The sequence below is a fragment of the Streptomyces sp. GB4-14 genome (assembly GCF_022696125.1).
Classification (GTDB): Bacteria; Actinomycetota; Actinomycetes; order Streptomycetales; family Streptomycetaceae; genus Streptomyces; species Streptomyces werraensis.
The window spans coordinates 5754658-5771720 of the sequence record NZ_RZHO01000002.1; the positions used below are offsets into that span (position 1 = coordinate 5754658).

The window sequence follows — 17063 nt, forward strand, 5'->3', positions numbered from 1 at the left end:
GTCCCCCGGCGGGGTCCGGTCACCCCGCCCCGGTCACCCCGCTCGCTTCGGCTTCACCTGCGTGAGTGCCGCTCCCGCCAGCACCACCGCCGCCCCGACCGGTGTCGACCACGTCAGTGTCTCGCCCAGGAGCAGGATGCCCGCCGCCGCGGCGATCACCGGGACGAAGTAGGTGACCATCTGGCCGGTCGTCGGGCCGACCTCGGCGACGATGCCGTACTGGACGAGGACCGCCAGGCCCGTGCCCAGCGTGCCCAGCGCGGCGATCGCGAGCAGCGGGCCGACGGCCAGGCTCGACGGCGCGGAGGTGAACAACGGGGTCACGACCGCCAGTTGGACCGTCGCGAGCAGCAACTGGCCACCTGTCAGGGACAGGTGCGACGCGCTGCTGCCGGCGAGGGTGCGGCGGACGTAGATCCAGCCGACGGGGTAGCTCAGGGAGGCGAGCAGGGCCAGGGCCGTACCGCGCGCGTCCAGGCCGTGGAAGCCCTGCCACGCCCCCAGTACGGTCAGCACTCCGAGGAAGCCGAGGCCCAGGCCTGCCACCCGCACCCGGGTCGGCCGGTCCTCGCGCAGCGCGACCAGGGACAGAGCCATCCCCCAGAGCGGGGAGGTGGCGTTGCAGATGCCCGCCAGGGTGGACGGGATGGTCAGCTCCGCGAAGGCGAAGAGCGAGAACGGCAGCGCGTTGAGCAGGAAACCGGCGACGGCCAGGTGCATCCAGGTGCGGGCGCCGCGCGGCAGCCCCTCCCGCCGTACCGCCATGGCCACCGCCAGCACGGCCGTGCCGAACGCCAGGCGTCCCAGGGTGACCTGGAAGGGGGCGTAGCCCTGGGTGCCGACCTTGATGAGGAGGAAGCTGAAGCCCCAGATCAGCGACAGGGCGGCGAAACGCAGCCGCCAGTCGAGGCGCGGACGGGCGGGGGCGGACACGGGTGCGGAGCCGGCCGGATCCGGCGCGGTGGTGGTGGTCGCGGTGACACTGCTCATGCCGGTAACGATGGGGCAGACCCACCTCGTAGCACAATCGAGAAATCGCACGCGGTATCTCGTAGCATCGCTTACATGTTGAACCTGGAGCGCCTGCGCACCCTCGACGCCCTCGCCCGGCACGGCTCGGTCAGCGGTGCGGCGGAGGGGCTGCACATCACCACCTCGGCCGTCTCGCAGCAGATGGCCAAGCTGGAGCGCGAGGTGGGCCAGCGCCTCCTCGCCAAGCACGGGCGCGGGGTACGGCTGACGGATGCGGGGCGGCTGCTCGCCGAGCACGCCGCGCGCATCCTGTCCCAGGCGGAGCTGGCCCAGGCCGACCTGGAGGCGCAGCGTGGGCAGGTCGCGGGCGAGCTGCGGGTCTCGGCCTTCCCCACCGCCGCGCGCGGGCTGTTCCCGGCCGCGCTCGCCGACCTGAAGGAACGCCATCCGGCGCTGCGGGTGCGGTCGCGGGAGCTGGAGCCCGAGAACGGCATCCGGGGCGTCGTCCGCGGCGACCTCGACCTCGCGGTGGTGCTCGACTGGTACAACAAGCCGATGCCGCTGCCCGACGGGCTGGTCAAGGCGCTGCTGCTGGACGACCCGGCCGACGTGGCCCTGCCGGCCGCCCATCCGCTCGCCGGACGGGACGAGATCGACCTCGCCGAGCTGGCCGAGGACGAGTGGATCACCTGGGGCGAGGGCGAGTTCTGCCACGAGTGGCTGATGTTCACCCTGCGGTCCAAGGGCGTCGAGCCGATCGTGGCGCATCGCGCGGCCGAGAGCCACACCCAGCTGAACCTGGTCGCCGCCGGGCTCGGGGTGTGCGTGGCGCCGTTGCTGGGACGTGACCCCCTGCCCGGCGGGGTGGTGACCGTGCCGCTGCGGCAGCGGGTCCGGCGGCACGTGTTCGTCGTCTGGCGCGCCGACGCGGACCGCCGCCCGTCGATCCGGGCGGCGGTCCGGGCGCTGCGGGCGGCGGGGGAGCGGGTCGGGGGCGCGCCGGGAAGCAGCGCCCCCGAGTCCGGTTCCCCCGCGCACGGGAGCGGGGTCCCCCAGGAGGGCGTCAGGACAGCTGCGCCAGCTTCCTGAAGTCCCAGGACACGATCTTCTCCGGGGTGAGCCGCAGCCACGCGTGCCGTCCGTCGTGCGGCATCTCGTCCAGGCCGAAGTTCTTCCGGGCGAACAGCGTCTCCGGCACGTCCAGTTCCGCCCGCAGCTCGCCGGTGCGCGGGATCTCGCCCACGAACTCCGCCCGCCCGGACAGCTCCGCGCCGCGCAGCTCGTCGTACTCCTCGCCCGTGTCGACCACGACCGCCAACCGAGGGTCGCGCCGCAGGTCCGCGAAGCGCCTGCTGCGCACCACCGAGTACAGCCACATCGAGACGCCGTCCCACACGAACCACAGGGTGCTCACGTGCGGCATGCCGTCGGCGGACACCGTGGCGACCCGGCAGGTGCGCTGTTCGGTGAGGAACTCGTCCAGCTCCCCGGGCGTCATCATGATCTTGCGGCCCCGGCGCTGTGTGGCGGTCATACGGCCCCTTCTGCAGTCGTGCTGTGCGTGTGCCGTGCACGTAGTCCTCCATCGTGCACGGGACCGGCGGTTCAGGCGAGGGTGATGGCGTCGCCGTCGACGGTGATCCGCACCTCGGGCAGGGGCTTGGTCGCAGGGCCGCTGTTCACACTGCCGTCGGCGACGGAGAAGTTGCTGTTGTGGCACGGGCAGTTGATGAGCCCGTCGGAGACGCTCTTCACCGCGCAGCCCTGGTGCGTGCAGGTCGCGGAGTACGCCTTGAACTCGCCCGCCGACGGCTGCACGACCACCACCTTCTGGTCGGCGAACACCTTCCCGCCGCCCTCGGGGATGTCGGCGGTCGAGGCGAGCGGCGTGCCGCCGGCCGCGTCGCCATCTGAACTCCCGCCCGAGCCGCCGCTGTCCGCGGCGTCGTCCGCCGTGCCGCCGGACTCGGCCGGGGTGGCGGACGCGTCGTCGTCGGAACCTCCGCACGCGGTCAGCGCCACGGCGAGGCCGGCCGCCCCCGCGGCTGCCACCACCGTGCGGCGGGCGGGTCCCGATGCGGGCTGGAACGATACGGTCATGCCGGTGTGTCCCTTCCGGGGATGAAGCGTGATCTGGAAACAGGTACGGTCGGCGGGCCCACGCCGTTCAGGCAGTGCCGAGAGCTTCGCCTGCGTGCGGTCGGAGGGGCGTAAGCCACAGCTGTCGGTTGCCTGTCGATCACCGGCGGCGCGCCACCGGGCCGCCTCCGACATGCGGTGACACGCCAGTAGCCTGGGGCGATGCTCAAGGAAGTCATCGCGACCCGATTCATCGCGCCGCTGCGCGAGGGCGGCTCGCTCCCCGGACTGATCGAGGCGGACGACCTCGGCACCTACGCGCTGAAGTTCACCGGCGCCGGACAGGGCCGTAAGACGCTCGTCGCCGAGGTCGTCTGCGGGGAACTGGCCCGTCGGCTGGGGCTGCGGGTGCCGCGCCTGGTCACCGTCGAGCTCGACCCGGTGCTCGGACTCGGCGAACCCGACCAGGAGGTGCAGCAGTTGCTGAAGTCCAGCGGCGGCACCAATCTCGGGACGGACTTCCTCTCCGGCGCCCTCGGCTTCGACCCGCTCGCCTTCGAGGTGAGCCCGGAGGAGGCCGGCCGGATCCTCTGGTTCGACGCCCTGGTGAACAACGTCGACCGCTCCTGGCGCAACCCCAACATGCTGCGGTGGCGCGAGGAGTTGTGGCTCATCGACCACGGCGCGACCATGATCTGGCACCACAACTGGCCCGGCGCCGAGGTCTCCGCCGCCCGCCCCTACGACGCCTCCGACCACGCCCTGCGGGGCGCCGAGCCGGACGTCGCCGCGGCGGCGGCGGACCTCGCCCCGCGCATCACCGAGGACCTGCTGGCCGAGGTCACCGCCCAGGTCCCGGACGTCTGGCTGGCCGGCGAACCCGGCTTCGACAGCCCCGACGACCTCCGGCGCGCCTACGCCCGCCCGCTGCTCGCCCGCGCCGCCGGCATCCACGACCGCATCGAGGGCCTCGGGGGGGACCGGTGAGCGACCTGCACGTCTACGAGTACGCGCTGCTGCACGTCGTGCCGCGGATCGAACGCGGTGAACGCATCAACGCGGGGGTGCTGGTGTACTGCCGGCGCCTCTCCTACGTCGGGGCCCGCACGCATCTCGACGAGGCCCGGCTGCTCGCCCTCGACCCGGCCGCCGACGTCCCCGGCGTACGGGCCGCGCTGCGCGCCGTCGAGGGCGTCTGCGCGGGCGGCGACGCGGCGGGCCAGGCGGCTCACGACGACCCCGGCCGCCGCTTCCGCTGGCTGATCGCCCCCCGCTCGACGATCGTCCAGCCGGGCCCGGTCCACACGGGCCTGACGGCGGACCCTGCGGTGGAAACGGAACGGCTGCTGGACCTGCTGGTCCGGTAGGACGCGGGTCCGCTGCGCGGGGCGGGCATCGAAGCGTGAGCAGGGAGGGTGCGCGCGCAAAGGTGTTCGGGGCGCGTCCGCCGTTGTGACCGCGCCCCGGCGCACCAGCGCGCGTTCGCACACCTGCTGGGTGGCCGTCGGCAGGCGATGACTCCGGCGCGCCTCGTGGGCCGCTGGACGGGTGGCCGGGGTCGCGGTGCCCGGGAGGCTTCGGCATCCCGCGTTCGCGCGCTGCCCGGGAGCCGGTGTCGCCGACGGCGTGCGCTTCCCCTGACAGGGCTCATGGGGGGCCGGAGTCGCGGCTCCGGTGCCGCGTGTGCGCGCCCCGCCCGGGCAGCCGGCGCCGTCGGCGGGCGATTCCGCCTGCGCGGCGCCATGGGCTGTCGCACCGGCCGCCGGTATCGCGATGTCCCGGCGGCCTCGACGCCGTGTGCGGCGCGGGCGTTGCGGCGGCGGTCCGGGTTGCCGTGCCCGGCCTTGCCCCGACGCGGTGCCGTCAGGATCGGCGGCGGCGGATGACGTAGCCCGTGGCCAGGAGCGCGCCGCTGACGAATGTGGCGCCGATGCCGAGGTCCCAGCTCGTCGGGCCGTCGGTCGAGGTGCCGCCCAGGCCGCCCTGGACGCCGCGGGTCGGAGTAGGGGCGGCGGAGGTACGCGTCGGGGACGCCGTCGCGGTGGGCGTGGGCGTGGGCGTCGGGGTCCGGGTCGGTGTCGCCGTCCGCGTCGGTGTGGCCGAGGGCCGCGTCGGTGTGGCCGAGGGCCGGGTCGGCGAGGCCGTCGCCGTGGGTGTGCGGCTCGGGGCCGGCGTCGGCGGGCGGGAGGTCGGGGCCGGGCGGAACGTGGAGGAGGTCAGGCCGCGCCGGGGGAGCGCCTCGCAGGCGATGCCGTCGTCCGGGCCGGGGTCCTCGTCGAGCCGGTGCGGGTCACTGCGGTCCGTCTCGAAGAAGGTCTGCGCGTCCTCCTGGTAGGTGAAGTCGCTGCAGTCCAGGTCCTGGGCGTGGGCGATGTCGGCCATCGGCACGATCGCGGCGAGCGCGATCAGCGTGCCTATGGCACCGGTGCGACGGCGCATCGGGCGCCTCCTTTCCGGCCGCGGAAGCTCGCGCTTCGACGCTAGGTTCCGCCCGCCCGGACGGCGCGCAGCGCTGGGCCGATCGGGTGCCGGGGAAAGGAACGGGACGCCGGAAGGGCCCGCCCGGCCGCGGGGAATGGATCACACACGCGCGGTGTGCCGTTGACACCGGGTGCCAGGGCTTCTAGCGTCACGTCTGCTGAAGGTACTAAGCGGTCGCTCACCGATTCGAGCCGGCCGCAGGAGCCGCATCCCAAGGGCGAGGAGAAACAGCAATGTCCACCACTGAGCAGCGGGTCGCGGTCGTCACCGGCGCCGCGCGCGGCATCGGCGCCGCCACCGCCGTACGACTGGCCGCCGAGGGTCGCGCGGTCGCCGTGCTGGACCTCGACGAGGCCGCCTGCAAGGACACCGTCGAGAAGATCACCGCCGCCGGTGGCAAGGCGATCGCGGTCGGCTGCGACGTCTCCGACGAGGCACAGGTCGAGGCGGCCGTCGCCCGCATCACCGAGGAGCTCGGCGCGCCGACGATCCTGGTCAACAACGCGGGCGTCCTGCGCGACAACCTGCTGTTCAAGATGAGCGTCTCCGACTGGGACACCGTCATGAACGTGCACCTGCGCGGCGCCTTCCTGATGTCGAAGGCCTGCCAGAAGCACATGGTGGACGCCGGCTTCGGCCGTATCGTCAACCTGTCGTCGTCCTCCGCGCTCGGCAACCGCGGCCAGGTCAACTACTCCGCCGCCAAGGCCGGTCTGCAGGGCTTCACCAAGACCCTGGCCAAGGAGCTCGGCAAGTTCGGCGTCACCGCCAACGCCGTCGCCCCCGGCTTCATCGCCACCGAGATGACCAAGGCCACCGCCGACCGCGTCGGCATGGGCTTCGAGGACTTCAAGGCCGCCGCCGCCACCCAGATCCCCGTCGCCCGCGTCGGCGAGCCCGAGGACGTGGCCAACGCCATCGCCTTCTTCTCCGCGGACGCGGCAGGCTTCGTCTCCGGCCAGGTGCTGTACGTGGCCGGCGGACCGCTCGACTAAAGGACCCGGACATGACGACAGTGGAACCCACCGGCAAGGTCGCCCTGATCACGGGCGCCAGCCGCGGCATCGGCTACGGTGTCGCGGAGGCGCTGGTCGCGCGCGGCGACCGGGTGTGCATCACCGGACGCAACGAGGACGCCCTCAAGGAGGCCGTGGAGCAGCTCGGCGCCGACCGGGCCGTGTACGTGGCCGGCAAGGCGCACGACGAGGCCCATCAGGCACTCGCCGTCGAGCGCGTGATGGAGGCCTTCGGCCGGGTCGACTACCTGGTCAACAACGCGGGGACGAACCCGGTGTTCGGGCCGATCGCCGACCTCGACCTGAACGTGGCGCGCAAGGTCTTCGAGACCAACGTGATCTCGGCGCTGGGCTTCGCGCAGAAGACCTGGCACGCCTGGCAGAAGGACAACGGCGGCGCGATCGTCAACATCGCGTCCGTCGCGGGCATCGCACCCTCGCCCTTCATCGCCGCGTACGGCGTCAGCAAGGCCGCGCTGATCAACCTCACCCAGCAGCTTGCGCACGAGTTCGCGCCCAAGGTGCGGGTCAACGCCATCGCCCCGGCGGTGGTGAAGACCAAGTTCGCCCAGGCGCTGTACGAGGGCCGCGAGGAGGAGGCCACCGCGTCCTACCCGCTCGGCCGGCTCGGCGTGCCGTCCGACATCGGAGGCGCGGCCGCGTTCCTCACCTCGGACCAGTCCGACTGGGTCACCGGCCAGACCCTCGTCGTCGACGGCGGCATCTTCCTCAACGCCGGCGTCGGCTGATCCGTACACCCAACGGGTCCGGATCCCCGGGCCCGGATCCGCGCACCAGGCGTGCGCACCGGTCACCACAGCCCCGTCCGACACGGACGCCGTTGACGAAAACGGCGTCCGTGTCGGCGATTCGGGCACGAAACGCCCGTGACAACGTAGTCATCCACCAGATGATCTCAAGGGCCGTTCCGGGGAGGGTCAGCCGGTGTGTCACTGCGGTATCGTTCGCCGACCCTTGGTATGGCAGATCGAGGAGCGTGCGCGTGTTCAACCGGAATCGATGCCTGCGGCGGGTGGCGGCCATCGCGTCCATATCGTCCCTGGTGACCGGATGTGGCGTCCTGGCGTCCGACAGCCCGGAGGACGAGGGCCCCATCGTCGTGGGAACCACCAGCTCGCCGAGCACGCTGGATCCTGCCGCGTCCTGGGACAGCTCCTGGGAGCTGTTCCGCAACATCTACCAGACGCTGCTGAGTTACCCGATCGGCGCGACGACTCCCCAGCCGGACGCGGCGGAGAAATGCGAGTTCTCCGACACCTCCAACCAGGTGTTCCGCTGTGAGCTGCGCGAGGGACTCACCTTCTCCGACGGCGGCAAACTGGACGCGAAGGCGGTCAAGCACTCGATCGACCGCATCCGCCAGATCAACGTCAACGGTGGTCCGGCCGGTCTGCTGGGCAGCCTCGAGCGGGTCCAGGCGCCGAGCGAGCGCGAGGTGGTCTTCTACCTCAACAAGCCCGACGCGACCTTCCCGTTCGTGCTCGCGACCCCCGCGATGTCGATCGTCGACCCCGACTCCTACCCCGCGGGGTCGCTCCGCGAGGACAGGAGCGTCGTCGGATCGGGGCCGTACACCCTCCAGTCGTACGAGGAGGGCAAGGAGGCCCAGCTGGTCCGCAACGACAACTACAAGGGGTACGCCGAGCGGAAGAACAACGCGGTCACCATCCGCTACTACCAGGACTCCGGCGAGATGGTCGACGCGCTGCGCGACAAGCGCATCGACCTCACCTACCGCGGTCTGGCCGCGGGCGACATCGTCGAGCTGCAGGGCAGGACCTCCAAGGAGGAGGAGATCCAGCTCATCGACGGCACCGGCACCGACATCAACTACCTGGTGTTCAACCCGAAGGACCCGTGGGCCGGGAAGAAGGCCGTACGCCAGGCCATCGCGCAGCTCGTCGACCGCGCCGCGATCGCGCACAAGGTCTACAAGGACACCGTCGACCCGCTGTACTCGATGGTCCCCAAGGGCCTGACCGGACACACCACCGGCTTCTTCGACGACTTCGGCGATCCCGACGCCGACAAGGCCCGCGAGATCCTCCGCGACGCCGGCATCACCGAGCGGGTGCCGCTCACCCTCTGGTACACCTCGGACCGCTACGGCTCCGAGACCGCCCTGGAGTTCAAGGAGCTGGAGCGGCAGCTGGAGGCGTCCGAGCTGTTCGACGTCACGCTGAAGAGCCGCCCCTGGAAGACCTACGTCGAGGGCTACCAGAAGGGTGAGTACCCGGTGTTCGGCCGTGGCTGGTTCCCCGACTTCCCGGACGCGGACAACTTCATCGCGCCGTTCGTCGGCAAGCAGAACGCGCTCGGCACGCCGTACGAGAACAAGAAGATCGTCAACGACCTGCTGCCCAGCTCCCGTCGCGAGAGCGACCGGGGCAACGTGGTGAAGCAGTTCGAGGAGGCCCAGCAGATCCTCGTGAACGACGCGCGGCTGCTCCCGCTGTGGCAGGGGCGGCAGTACGTGGCGGCGAGCCGGGAGATCTCGGGCGCCGAGCGCGCCCTGGACCCCTCCACGATCATGATGATGTGGCAGCTCTCCCGGAAGACCAGCTGGTAGAGCGCCCGGGCACCGGCCGCGGGGCCGGCTGTCAGTGGTCGCCGGTAGGTTCGGAGAACCGGAAACGACCATGTGAGCAAGGGAATCGACGTGACCGACATCGCCATGCTGCCCGAGTCCTGGCGCGGGGTTCTGGGTGACGAGCTGCAGCAGCCCTACTTCAAGGAGCTGACCGAGTTCGTCGAGGAGGAGCGGGCGCGCGGTCCCGTCTACCCGCCCCGCGAGGAGGTCTTCGCGGCCCTGGAGGCCACGCCGTACGACGAGGTGAAGGTCCTGGTGCTCGGCCAGGACCCGTACCACGGGGAGGGCCAGGGGCACGGGCTGTGCTTCTCGGTCCGCCCCGGGGTGAAGATCCCGCCGTCCCTGCGGAACATCTACAAGGAGCTGCACGCCGATCTGGGCACGCCCGTCCCGGACAACGGTTATCTGATGCCGTGGGCCCGGCAGGGCGTGCTGCTGCTCAACGCGGTGCTGACGGTCCGCGCGGGCGAGGCCAACTCGCACAAGGGCCGGGGCTGGGAGCTGTTCACCGACGCGGTGATCCGCGCGGTGGCCGACCGACCCGACCCGGCGGTCTTCGTGCTGTGGGGCAACTACGCGCAGAAGAAGCTGCCGCTGATCGACGAGAGCCGGCACGTGGTGGTGAAGGGGGCGCACCCCTCGCCGCTGTCCGCGAAGAAGTTCTTCGGCTCCCGGCCGTTCTCGCAGATCAACGAGGCGGTGGCCGCGCAGCGGCACCAGCCGATCGACTGGACCATCCCCGACCTGGGCTGATCCGCCCGCGTCTCCGCCCGGCCGGGTGCGGACCGGCCCGCGCGCGTTGCCCCCGGCACGTCGCGGGGCGGCCTGTCCGGAATCGTCCCCGTCTGCGGTTAGCGTCGGGGGCGAAAGCGGGCGACGGTGCGGAGGACGCGGTGACGGAGCGACAGGAGCAGGCGGCGCCGGACGCCCTGCTCACCCGGATCGGCCAAGTCGTGATGCTGCACCACGCGGGGGACCGGGAGGAGGCCCGGCACCGCTTCCTCGGCCTGTGGGCGGAGATCGGCGAGCACGGCGACCCGCTGCACCGCTGCACCCTCGCCCACTACCTCGCCGACACCCAGGACGACCCCGAGGACGAGCTGGCCTGGGACCTGCGGGCGCTGACGGCGGCCGAGGAGGCCGGCGGGACCTGGGCGGACGACGGCGCCCCGGCGGTGCGAGCCCTGTACCCGTCGCTGCATCTGAATCTGGCCGCCGACTACGTCCGCCTCGGCCGCCCCGACGCGGCCCGCACCCACCTGGACCGGGCCCGGGGCGCCGCCCGCACCCTCGCCGACGACCCTTACGGCGAGGGTGTACGCTCCGCGATCCGCCGGCTGGAGGGGCGGCTGGGGGAGGACGGGATGCCGCCCGGGGGACCGGGACCGCCCCGGCAGAGGTGAGAGGGGGCCTGCTCAGCGGCCGTAGGTGTCCTGGCAGATGCGGGCCTGAGGGCTGTCCGCCGGCCAGCCGCCGTACTCCCTGCCCATCGCGCAGACGTCGGAGCCGCCGGAGGCGCCCCCGGGCAGGGACCCGCCGCCGCCCGGGGGCTGGGCGGGCGGGCGCGGGGCGTGGGTGCGCCGGGTGGGCTGCGGCCGTTCGGGGCTGCGGGGCCGCTGAGTGCGCGGCGCCTGCCCGTCGCGCACGTCGGAAGGGGCGTCCCCCTTCGCCGGCTCGCCCCCAGGGGTGGCCCGGTCCGACGGGGACGCCTCGGGGGAGTCGGCCGGCACCCGCTGCAGGGCCTCGCGCGCGGGCGCCTGCACGACCGGCGACGCGTCGCGCCCCGCCGCGTCGTGCCCGGCCCCCGGCGGCGGCGCGGTCGCCGGGCCCGGTGCGAGGGGACGCTGGACCGTCACACAGCCCGAGAGGGCGGCGACCGCCACGGTCACCAGAAGCGTTGCTGTGGTCGTCGTTCGCTGCACCCCCGCCACTTTGCTCGCTCCGCCCGCCGGGCGGTGGACGGACAGGCGCGGAGCTCCCCCGCACGGGTGATGTCCGCCCACCTTCGAGGGCCCCGTCGGCGCGGCGGGTGACGTCACTCGCCGGTGGCGCCGTCGATCGCCTCCCGGATCAGGTCCGCGTGGCCGTTGTGCCGGGCGTACTCCTCGATCATGTGCGTGTAGATCCAGCGCAGGGAGCACGGCTCGGAGTGCGAGTGATGACGACCCCGGGAGCGCTCGTCGAGGGAGTGACCGGCCGCGTTGCGCCGGGCGGCCTCGATCTCCGCCTGCCAGGTCTCGTACGCGTCCTTCCAGGTGTCCGCCTCACCGGGGTGGAACTCCCCGTCCGGATCGGCCTCCCCGAAGTAGATCGGCCCCGCGTCCTCACCGGCGAACACCCGCCGGAACCACGAGCGCTCGACCTCCGCCATGTGCCGCACCAGCCCCATCAGCGACAGCTCCGACGGTGCCACGGAGGCGGCCCTCAACTGCTCGTCGGTCAGCCCCTCGCACTTCCGGGCGAGCGTCGCCCGGTGGTAGTCGAGCCACCCTTCGAGCATGGTCCGTTCGTCGGCGTTCTGGGCGGGTTCAGTGCGCTGGGTCGTCATCTGGGGATCCTTTCCTGCTGACAGGGGGTCACACCAGCTATTTGTCTCTCCGCGTCGCGGGGCGCCTAAATTCGCGTGCGCGGGCCGGTCCGTACCGAGGACACTGCCCGCATGAGCCGCGGCATCCTCCGCACCTCACAGGAACGAGCCCTCGCGCATGTGGCCCGGCTGGCGTCCGGCCCGCCCATGGACCCGGACCTGCGGGTGACCCTCAACTTCCATCCCGACCGGGTCTCCCAAGGCAGGCCAATCCTCCGCTCTCTCGCCGACAGCGGTGTCTACGTCTCGCAGTTCGTCACCGGCACCAGCAACGGCGGCCTGACCGCGCGCCCCGGCGGCGACCGGTGGCGATGGGAGAGTCGGCTCTTCGGCGGTGCCTACGACCAGGCGCCCGCGGCCGAGCGGCCCGTCTACGGCGCACTCGACCACCGGCACAGTCCGGTCGGCGCGGCCCCGCGGTTCGGCTCCTCCCACCTCCGGCTCACAGCGGCGACCCTGGAGCGGACCACGTTCTGCTACCCGGACAGTTGCCTGGACCCCTCGGACTTCGGCACCGCCGGGCACATGGCGCTCGTCGAACTGGCGCTCGCCGACCGGCGGGACGCCCTCGACGACTGCGTCGAGGCGCATGTGCACGGCCCGGTCCGCCTCGACCGGGACGTCGAGGCCCTGGTCCTCGACCCCTGCTTCCAGGGCACGGCCGTCGAGGAAGCTGCCCGTTTGCTGCCCTGCCCCATGGAATGGCACCCCGGCTTCAGGCTGACCGTCGAGGAGTTGCGCAGGCACCCCGGATACCGGGGCCCGGAGATCGTCGAGCTGGGCACGGAGATCGCCGTCTCCGGCGTGCTCGATCCACGCCTGGTCGGAGAGGCGGCCGCAACGGGACGGCACGACCCGCAGGCGGTCAAGAAGGTGTGGCACTGTCTGGCGCGCTTCGGGGCGCCGGCCGCGTCCCCAGCATCCCCTCGATGATCTCCCGCAGGTCCGCCCGGATGTCCGGGACCGTCGGCACCTGCGCGTGGTACGAGCCCGCCACGCAGGAGAAGAGGAGGCCGTCGGCCCAGGCGATCAGGGTGAGGGCGTGGCGGTCGGGGGACGGGGAGCCCAGGGCGGTGACCAGGGCGGTGAGGTGGGTGCGGAAGCGGGCGCCGGCCGCGTCGAAGTGGGCGCGCAGTTCCGGGCGGCGGGTGGCCTCCAGGGCGAGTTCGTAGCGGGCCAGGGTGAGGTCGCGGTTCCGGGTGAGCGCGCGATGGGCCGTCAGGGCCAGGGCGTCGAGGAGGGCGTCCGTGCCTTCGCGGGGGTCGGGGAGCTCCTGGAGGGCGAGGACCCGTTCCTCCCGGTCGGCGAGGCGGCGTACCGCCAGTTCCAGCAGCGCCTGCCGGGTGCGCGCCACGTTGGACGTGGAGCCCTGGGGGAGTCCGGCCGCCTCGTCCACCGCCCGGTGCGTCAGGCCGCGCATGCCCCGTTCGGCGAGCAGGGCGAGAGCGGTGTCGGCGACCAGGTCGGCGCGGGCGGCGCGGGCGGCGCGGGTGGTGGTGCGTTCGGACATGGGGTCAACCTACTCGGTTCACTACGGCTGTAGTACGGTGGAGGGGAGTCTCACTACAGATGTAGTAGCGCAACCTCCGGGAGGAAGTCATGGCAGCGGTCGAGCGAGTGATCGTGATCGGCGGGGGCATCGGCGGGCTGGCGGCGGCGGCCGCCCTGCACGTGCGAGGGGCGCGGGTCACCGTGCTGGAGCGCGCGCCCTCCCTGGACCCGGTGGGCGCGGCGATCTCGCTGTCCCCCAACGCGCTTCGCGCGCTGGACGTCATCGGCCTGGGTGACGACATCCGGGCCCTGTCCGCCTGGCAGGGCGACGGCGGGCTGCGGACGCCGAGCGGCCGGTGGCTGGCCCGTGCCGAGGCGTCCGCCGCGGCCGAGCGCTTCGGCGGCCCGCTCGTCCTGCTGCACCGCGCCACCCTCGTCGACCACCTGGCGGGACGGCTCCCCTCCGGCGCCGTACGCACCGGCACCCCCGCCCGGCTGACCGACCCCGGCGTCCCGGGCGACCCCCGCAGGCCGGCCCGTGTGGAGACGCCGGAAGGGGAGCTGGAGGCCGATCTGGTGGTGGCGGCCGACGGTCTCCGCTCCGCCGTGCGCGGCACCCTGTTCCCCGGTCACCCCGGCGCCGTCCACAGCGGTTTCACCACCTGGCGCGTGGTGATCCCGCTGCCCGGCGTCGCGTTCCCCTCGCACGAGACCTGGGGCCGGGGGGCCATCTGGGGCACCCATCCGCTCAAGGACGGCCGGGTGTACGCCTACGCCGCCGCCGTCGCGCCCGCGGGGGAGCGGGCCCCGGACGACGAACGGGCCGAACTCCTGCGCCGCTACGGCGACTGGCACAGCCCGATCCCCGAGGTGCTGGCCGCCGTCCGCCCCGAGGACGTCCTCCGGCACGACGTCCACCACATCGCCGAGCCGCTGCCCGCCTTCCACCGGGGCCGCGTGGCCCTCGTCGGCGACGCCGCGCACGCCATGCCGCCCACCCTCGGCCAGGGCGGCAACCAGGCCGTCGAGGACGCGATCACCCTCGCCTTCCCCCGCCCGGGCATGCCCCCCTCCGCCGACGAGCCCGTCGCCGACGGCCTCCCCGGCTACACCGCAGCCCGCCTCCCGCGCACCACGGCCGTCACACGCCGCGCCGTGCGGACGGCCCGCCTCAACGTGCTGACGACCGGCCGCGTCGGCACGGCCGTACGGAACTCCGCGCTGGCCGCGCTGTCGAAGGCGGCGCCGTCACTGTTCCTGCGCGGATTCGACGGGATCGCCGACTGGCGGCCGCCGGGAGGGCCGTCCGGTGCGGACGGGGACGGCTCCGGGGCACCCCGTATGCTCGCAGCGGACCACGGCAGGCGAGGACCAGAGGAGAACACACCGTGAAGGTCGGCTGCATCGGGCTCGGCGACATCGCGCAGAAGGCCTATCTCCCGGTGCTCGCCGTCCAGCCCGGCGTGGAGCTCCATCTGCAGACACGCACCCCGGCCACCCTGGAACGCGTCGGCGACGCCCTCCACCTGCCGCCCGCCCAGCGGCACGCCGACCTCGACGCGCTGATCGCCGCCGGCCTCGACGCGGCCTTCGTGCACGCCCCGACCGACGTCCACCCGCGGATCGTGACGCGGCTCCTCGAGGCGGGCGTGCCGACCTACGTCGACAAGCCGCTCGCGTACGAACTCGCCGACTCCGAGCGGCTGGTGACGCTCGCCGAGGAGCGCGGCGTCAGCCTCGCCGTCGGCTTCAACCGGCGCCACGCCCCCGGTTACACGCAGTGCGCGGACCATCCGCGCGAACTGATCCTCATGCAGAAGAACCGGGTCGGGCTGCCCGAGGAACCGCGCCGGATGATCCTCGACGACTTCATCCACGTCGTGGACACCCTGCGCTTCCTGGTGCCCGGCCAGGTCGACGACGTCACCGTCCGCGCCCGCGCCGAGGACGGGCTGCTGCACCACGTGGTGCTCCAGCTGGCCGGCGACGGCTTCACCGCCCTCGGCGTGATGAACCGGCTCAGCGGTTCGACGGAGGAGATCCTCGAGGTGTCGGGTCAGGACACCAAGCGCCAGGTGGTCAACCTCGCCGAGGTGATCGACCACAAGGGCCAGCCGACCGTGCGGCGGCGCGGCGACTGGGTGCCGGTGTCCCGGCAGCGCGGCATCGAGCAGGTGACGCTCGCCTTCCTGGACGCGGTGCGTGCCGGGAAGACGCTCAGCGCCCGTGACGCACTGGCGACCCATGAGCTGTGCGAACGGGTGGTACGGGCGGTCGACGAACGCCTCGCCTAGACCGCACAAGACCCACCGCGCCGTAGACCGCGAGCACGACGAGGGCCGCCTGCGGAAGCCAGTCGCCGAACCTCGCGTACAGCGTGGTGCCCCGGGTCAGCGGCACCTCGTAGACGTGCGCGGCGGAGGCGTCCGTGCCGAGCCACGGGCCGATCCGCCCGCCGTCCGCGCCGTACACGGCGGACACCCCGGTCAGGGTCGCGTGCACCATCGGGCGGCCGGTCTCCGCGGCGCGCAGCGCCGCCAGCGAGGCGTGCTGCCCGGGCGCCCAGCTCTGCTGGAACGTCGACGTCGACGACTGCGCGAGCAGCACGGCCGCGCCGTCCTGCACGAGATGGCGGCTCATGTCGGGGAACGCCGTCTCGAAGCACACCATCGGCCCGATCCGCAGTCCGTCGCCCACGTCCATGACGACCTGCTCGGAGCCGCGCCTGCGGTCCTCCCCGGCCGCCTTGCCGACGGACGTCGCCCAGCCCAGCAGCGAGCGCGCCGGAACGTACTCCCCGAACGGCACCAGGCGCATTTTGTCGTACCGGTCGCCGGTGGGGCCGTCCGGGCCGATCAGCACCGAGCTCTTGTAGATGCCGGGCTTGTCCGAGCGCCGCGCGTCCACGTTGACGAGGATTTCCGCACCCGTCTCACGGGACAGCGCGGCCAGCCGCCTGGCCAGCTCGGGGCGGTCGCCGAGGTCGAAGCCGACGCTGCTCTCGCCCCAGACGACCAGGTCGACGTCCTGCCCCGCGAGCTCACGGGTCAGCTGCTCCTCGCGGTCGAAGCGGCGGTCGGCGCTGTCCCGGCCGGCTATGACGCCCGGCTGGACGAGCGCGATCCGCGTCCGCTCCCCGGTCTGCTCGGGGCGCGGCGACCCGGCCCAGGCGGCCGACCCCGCGGCGGCCACGGCGACCAGCCCCGCCACGGCCGGCACCCGGGCCCGGCGTACCGCGACCAGCACGGCCACCGCGACGTTCAGCGCCACCACCAGGAAGCTCGGCAGCCACACCCCGCCCACCGACGCCAGCCGCAGCGCCGCCTCCACCCGCCACTGGCTCGCGCCCAGCACGCCCCACGGCCCGCCGAGCCCTTGCCAGGAGCGGATCAGCTCGATCGTCAGCCAGCCCGACGGCACCACCAGCAGCGCGGCCGTCACCCGGCGTCCGGACGGTGAGCCGCCCAGCGTCCGGCGCACCAGCCACCCCCACGGCGCCCACAGCGCGCCCAGCAGCGCGGCGAGGACGAACGTGAACACGTGCAGGCTGGGCAGCAGCCAGTGGTGCATGGCCAGCATGAACCCGAACCCGCCCCACCAGCCGTCGAACGCGGCCCGGCGCCCGGTCGGCGCGGTGCGGATCAGCAGCAGCCAGGGGACCAGGGCGACGTAGGCGATCCACCACAGGTTCGGGGCGGGGAAGGCCAGGACGGGCAGCGCGCCGGCGACCGCGGCGGCGGCCGAGCGGCGCCTCGGGGACGCGAGGTGGTGGTCGAGATTCCTCATGGGCGCCTCCCTACCCCGTGATGCCTCCAGTGTGCGTCCC

Annotated in this window: 19 protein-coding genes; 11 read left to right on the forward strand and 8 right to left on the reverse strand. The window is 73.1% G+C overall.

The features are described from left to right. Window positions 1-33: 33 nt before the first annotated feature. Window positions 34-990 (reverse strand): DMT family transporter, encoded by a 957-nt coding sequence (locus tag ELQ39_RS27520; RefSeq protein ID WP_242594489.1) that lies wholly within the window; start codon window positions 988-990, stop codon window positions 34-36. 75 nt (window positions 991-1065) lie between these two features. Between ELQ39_RS27520 and ELQ39_RS27525 the strand changes: the two genes are divergently transcribed. Further along, the gene (locus ELQ39_RS27525; protein ID WP_242594491.1) at window positions 1066-2061 is read left to right on the forward strand and encodes a LysR family transcriptional regulator; all 996 of its coding nucleotides are present in this window, start codon (window positions 1066-1068) and stop codon (window positions 2059-2061) included. Here ELQ39_RS27525 and ELQ39_RS27530 read toward each other — a convergent pair. Continuing rightward, a complete protein-coding gene (locus tag ELQ39_RS27530) occupies window positions 2036-2506 on the reverse strand; it encodes a pyridoxamine 5'-phosphate oxidase family protein (protein ID WP_242594493.1) in 471 nt (156 codons plus the stop codon). The two genes, ELQ39_RS27525 and ELQ39_RS27530, sit on opposite strands and share 26 nt — an antisense overlap. Window positions 2507-2577: 71 nt before the next feature. Next, window positions 2578-3072, reverse strand: coding sequence for a Rieske (2Fe-2S) protein (locus ELQ39_RS27535; RefSeq protein ID WP_242594495.1), 495 nt, complete (start codon window positions 3070-3072; stop codon window positions 2578-2580). Between the two features lie 201 nt (window positions 3073-3273). Between ELQ39_RS27535 and ELQ39_RS27540 the strand changes: the two genes are divergently transcribed. Further along, window positions 3274-4038, forward strand: a complete 765-nt coding sequence (locus ELQ39_RS27540; RefSeq protein WP_242594497.1) for a HipA family kinase — start codon at window positions 3274-3276, stop codon at window positions 4036-4038. Then, a complete protein-coding gene (locus ELQ39_RS27545) occupies window positions 4035-4418 on the forward strand; it encodes a DUF3037 domain-containing protein (protein WP_190003583.1) in 384 nt (127 codons plus the stop codon). Before ELQ39_RS27540 ends, ELQ39_RS27545 begins: the two co-directional genes overlap by 4 nt. Before the next feature lie 496 nt (window positions 4419-4914). On the opposite strand, the gene ELQ39_RS27550 is transcribed toward ELQ39_RS27545, so the two are convergent. Next, complete coding sequence (locus ELQ39_RS27550; RefSeq protein WP_242594499.1) at window positions 4915-5490, reverse strand: excalibur calcium-binding domain-containing protein; 576 nt, start codon at window positions 5488-5490, stop codon at window positions 4915-4917. Window positions 5491-5765: 275 nt separating this feature from the next. Here ELQ39_RS27550 and fabG point away from each other — a divergent pair, with 275 nt between their 5' ends. The 5 genes from fabG to ELQ39_RS27575 all read left to right on the forward strand — a co-directional run bounded on the left by fabG (window position 5766) and on the right by ELQ39_RS27575 (window position 10562). Further along, the gene (gene fabG / locus ELQ39_RS27555; protein WP_225629126.1) at window positions 5766-6527 is read left to right on the forward strand and encodes a 3-oxoacyl-ACP reductase FabG; all 762 of its coding nucleotides are present in this window, start codon (window positions 5766-5768) and stop codon (window positions 6525-6527) included. A gap of 11 nt (window positions 6528-6538) precedes the next feature. Further along, window positions 6539-7297: an SDR family oxidoreductase gene (locus ELQ39_RS27560; protein WP_242594501.1), complete on the forward strand. Its 759-nt coding sequence runs from the start codon at window positions 6539-6541 to the stop codon at window positions 7295-7297. Window positions 7298-7551: 254 nt separating this feature from the next. Further along, window positions 7552-9138 (forward strand): ABC transporter substrate-binding protein, encoded by a 1587-nt coding sequence (locus ELQ39_RS27565; RefSeq protein WP_225644737.1) that lies wholly within the window; start codon window positions 7552-7554, stop codon window positions 9136-9138. 90 nt (window positions 9139-9228) lie between these two features. Next, a complete protein-coding gene (gene ung, locus ELQ39_RS27570; RefSeq protein WP_242594503.1) occupies window positions 9229-9912 on the forward strand; it encodes a uracil-DNA glycosylase in 684 nt (227 codons plus the stop codon). Window positions 9913-10052: 140 nt separating this feature from the next. Next, the gene (locus ELQ39_RS27575; protein ID WP_242594505.1) at window positions 10053-10562 is read left to right on the forward strand and encodes a hypothetical protein; all 510 of its coding nucleotides are present in this window, start codon (window positions 10053-10055) and stop codon (window positions 10560-10562) included. Between the two features lie 12 nt (window positions 10563-10574). Here ELQ39_RS27575 and ELQ39_RS27580 read toward each other — a convergent pair whose 3' ends face one another. Next, window positions 10575-11081: a hypothetical protein gene (locus tag ELQ39_RS27580; RefSeq protein WP_443334351.1), complete on the reverse strand. Its 507-nt coding sequence runs from the start codon at window positions 11079-11081 to the stop codon at window positions 10575-10577. Between the two features lie 113 nt (window positions 11082-11194). Continuing rightward, window positions 11195-11707 carry a DinB family protein gene (locus ELQ39_RS27585; protein ID WP_225644844.1) on the reverse strand — a complete coding sequence of 171 codons (513 nt, stop codon included), beginning with the start codon at window positions 11705-11707 and terminating at the stop codon, window positions 11195-11197. A 111-nt stretch (window positions 11708-11818) separates the two neighbouring features. On the opposite strand from ELQ39_RS27585, the gene ELQ39_RS27590 reads away from it, so the two are divergent. Continuing rightward, entirely contained in the window at window positions 11819-12679 is an 861-nt protein-coding gene (locus ELQ39_RS27590; protein ID WP_242594507.1) for a DUF3626 domain-containing protein, read from the forward strand. On the opposite strand, the gene ELQ39_RS27595 is transcribed toward ELQ39_RS27590, so the two are convergent. After that, window positions 12612-13256, reverse strand: a complete 645-nt coding sequence (locus tag ELQ39_RS27595; protein WP_242594509.1) for a TetR/AcrR family transcriptional regulator — start codon at window positions 13254-13256, stop codon at window positions 12612-12614. The two genes, ELQ39_RS27590 and ELQ39_RS27595, sit on opposite strands and share 68 nt — an antisense overlap. 89 nt (window positions 13257-13345) lie before the next feature. Between ELQ39_RS27595 and ELQ39_RS27600 the strand changes: the two genes are divergently transcribed. Together ELQ39_RS27600 and ELQ39_RS27605 are read left to right on the forward strand one after the other, a co-directional pair. Beyond that, window positions 13346-14629 carry an FAD-dependent monooxygenase gene (locus tag ELQ39_RS27600; RefSeq protein ID WP_242594511.1) on the forward strand — a complete coding sequence of 428 codons (1284 nt, stop codon included), beginning with the start codon at window positions 13346-13348 and terminating at the stop codon, window positions 14627-14629. Continuing rightward, window positions 14626-15531: a Gfo/Idh/MocA family protein gene (locus tag ELQ39_RS27605; protein ID WP_242594513.1), complete on the forward strand. Its 906-nt coding sequence runs from the start codon at window positions 14626-14628 to the stop codon at window positions 15529-15531. The genes ELQ39_RS27600 and ELQ39_RS27605 overlap by 4 nt, the downstream gene beginning before the upstream one ends. Here ELQ39_RS27605 and lnt read toward each other — a convergent pair. Continuing rightward, window positions 15455-17023 carry an apolipoprotein N-acyltransferase gene (gene lnt / locus ELQ39_RS27610; RefSeq protein WP_242594515.1) on the reverse strand — a complete coding sequence of 523 codons (1569 nt, stop codon included), beginning with the start codon at window positions 17021-17023 and terminating at the stop codon, window positions 15455-15457. The two genes, ELQ39_RS27605 and lnt, sit on opposite strands and share 77 nt — an antisense overlap. Window positions 17024-17063 lie beyond the last annotated feature (40 nt).

What these genes read in the sequence shown, in the direction of transcription:
- ELQ39_RS27585 (WP_225644844.1), bottom strand. Translation starts at nt 11,707, where the DNA reads ATGACGACCCAGCGCACTGAACCCGCCCAGAACGCCGACGAACGGACC.
- ELQ39_RS27600 (WP_242594511.1), top strand. Translation starts at nt 13,346, where the DNA reads ATGGCAGCGGTCGAGCGAGTGATCGTGATCGGCGGGGGCATCGGCGGG.
- ELQ39_RS27540 (WP_242594497.1), top strand. Translation starts at nt 3,274, where the DNA reads ATGCTCAAGGAAGTCATCGCGACCCGATTCATCGCGCCGCTGCGCGAG.
- ELQ39_RS27520 (WP_242594489.1), bottom strand. Translation starts at nt 990, where the DNA reads ATGAGCAGTGTCACCGCGACCACCACCACCGCGCCGGATCCGGCCGGC.
- ELQ39_RS27525 (WP_242594491.1), top strand. Translation starts at nt 1,066, where the DNA reads ATGTTGAACCTGGAGCGCCTGCGCACCCTCGACGCCCTCGCCCGGCAC.
- ELQ39_RS27560 (WP_242594501.1), top strand. Translation starts at nt 6,539, where the DNA reads ATGACGACAGTGGAACCCACCGGCAAGGTCGCCCTGATCACGGGCGCC.
- ELQ39_RS27550 (WP_242594499.1), bottom strand. Translation starts at nt 5,490, where the DNA reads ATGCGCCGTCGCACCGGTGCCATAGGCACGCTGATCGCGCTCGCCGCG.
- fabG (WP_225629126.1), top strand. Translation starts at nt 5,766, where the DNA reads ATGTCCACCACTGAGCAGCGGGTCGCGGTCGTCACCGGCGCCGCGCGC.
- ELQ39_RS27530 (WP_242594493.1), bottom strand. Translation starts at nt 2,506, where the DNA reads ATGACCGCCACACAGCGCCGGGGCCGCAAGATCATGATGACGCCCGGG.
- ELQ39_RS27535 (WP_242594495.1), bottom strand. Translation starts at nt 3,072, where the DNA reads ATGACCGTATCGTTCCAGCCCGCATCGGGACCCGCCCGCCGCACGGTG.
- ELQ39_RS27590 (WP_242594507.1), top strand. Translation starts at nt 11,819, where the DNA reads ATGAGCCGCGGCATCCTCCGCACCTCACAGGAACGAGCCCTCGCGCAT.
- lnt (WP_242594515.1), bottom strand. Translation starts at nt 17,023, where the DNA reads ATGAGGAATCTCGACCACCACCTCGCGTCCCCGAGGCGCCGCTCGGCC.
- ELQ39_RS27595 (WP_242594509.1), bottom strand. Translation starts at nt 13,256, where the DNA reads ATGTCCGAACGCACCACCACCCGCGCCGCCCGCGCCGCCCGCGCCGAC.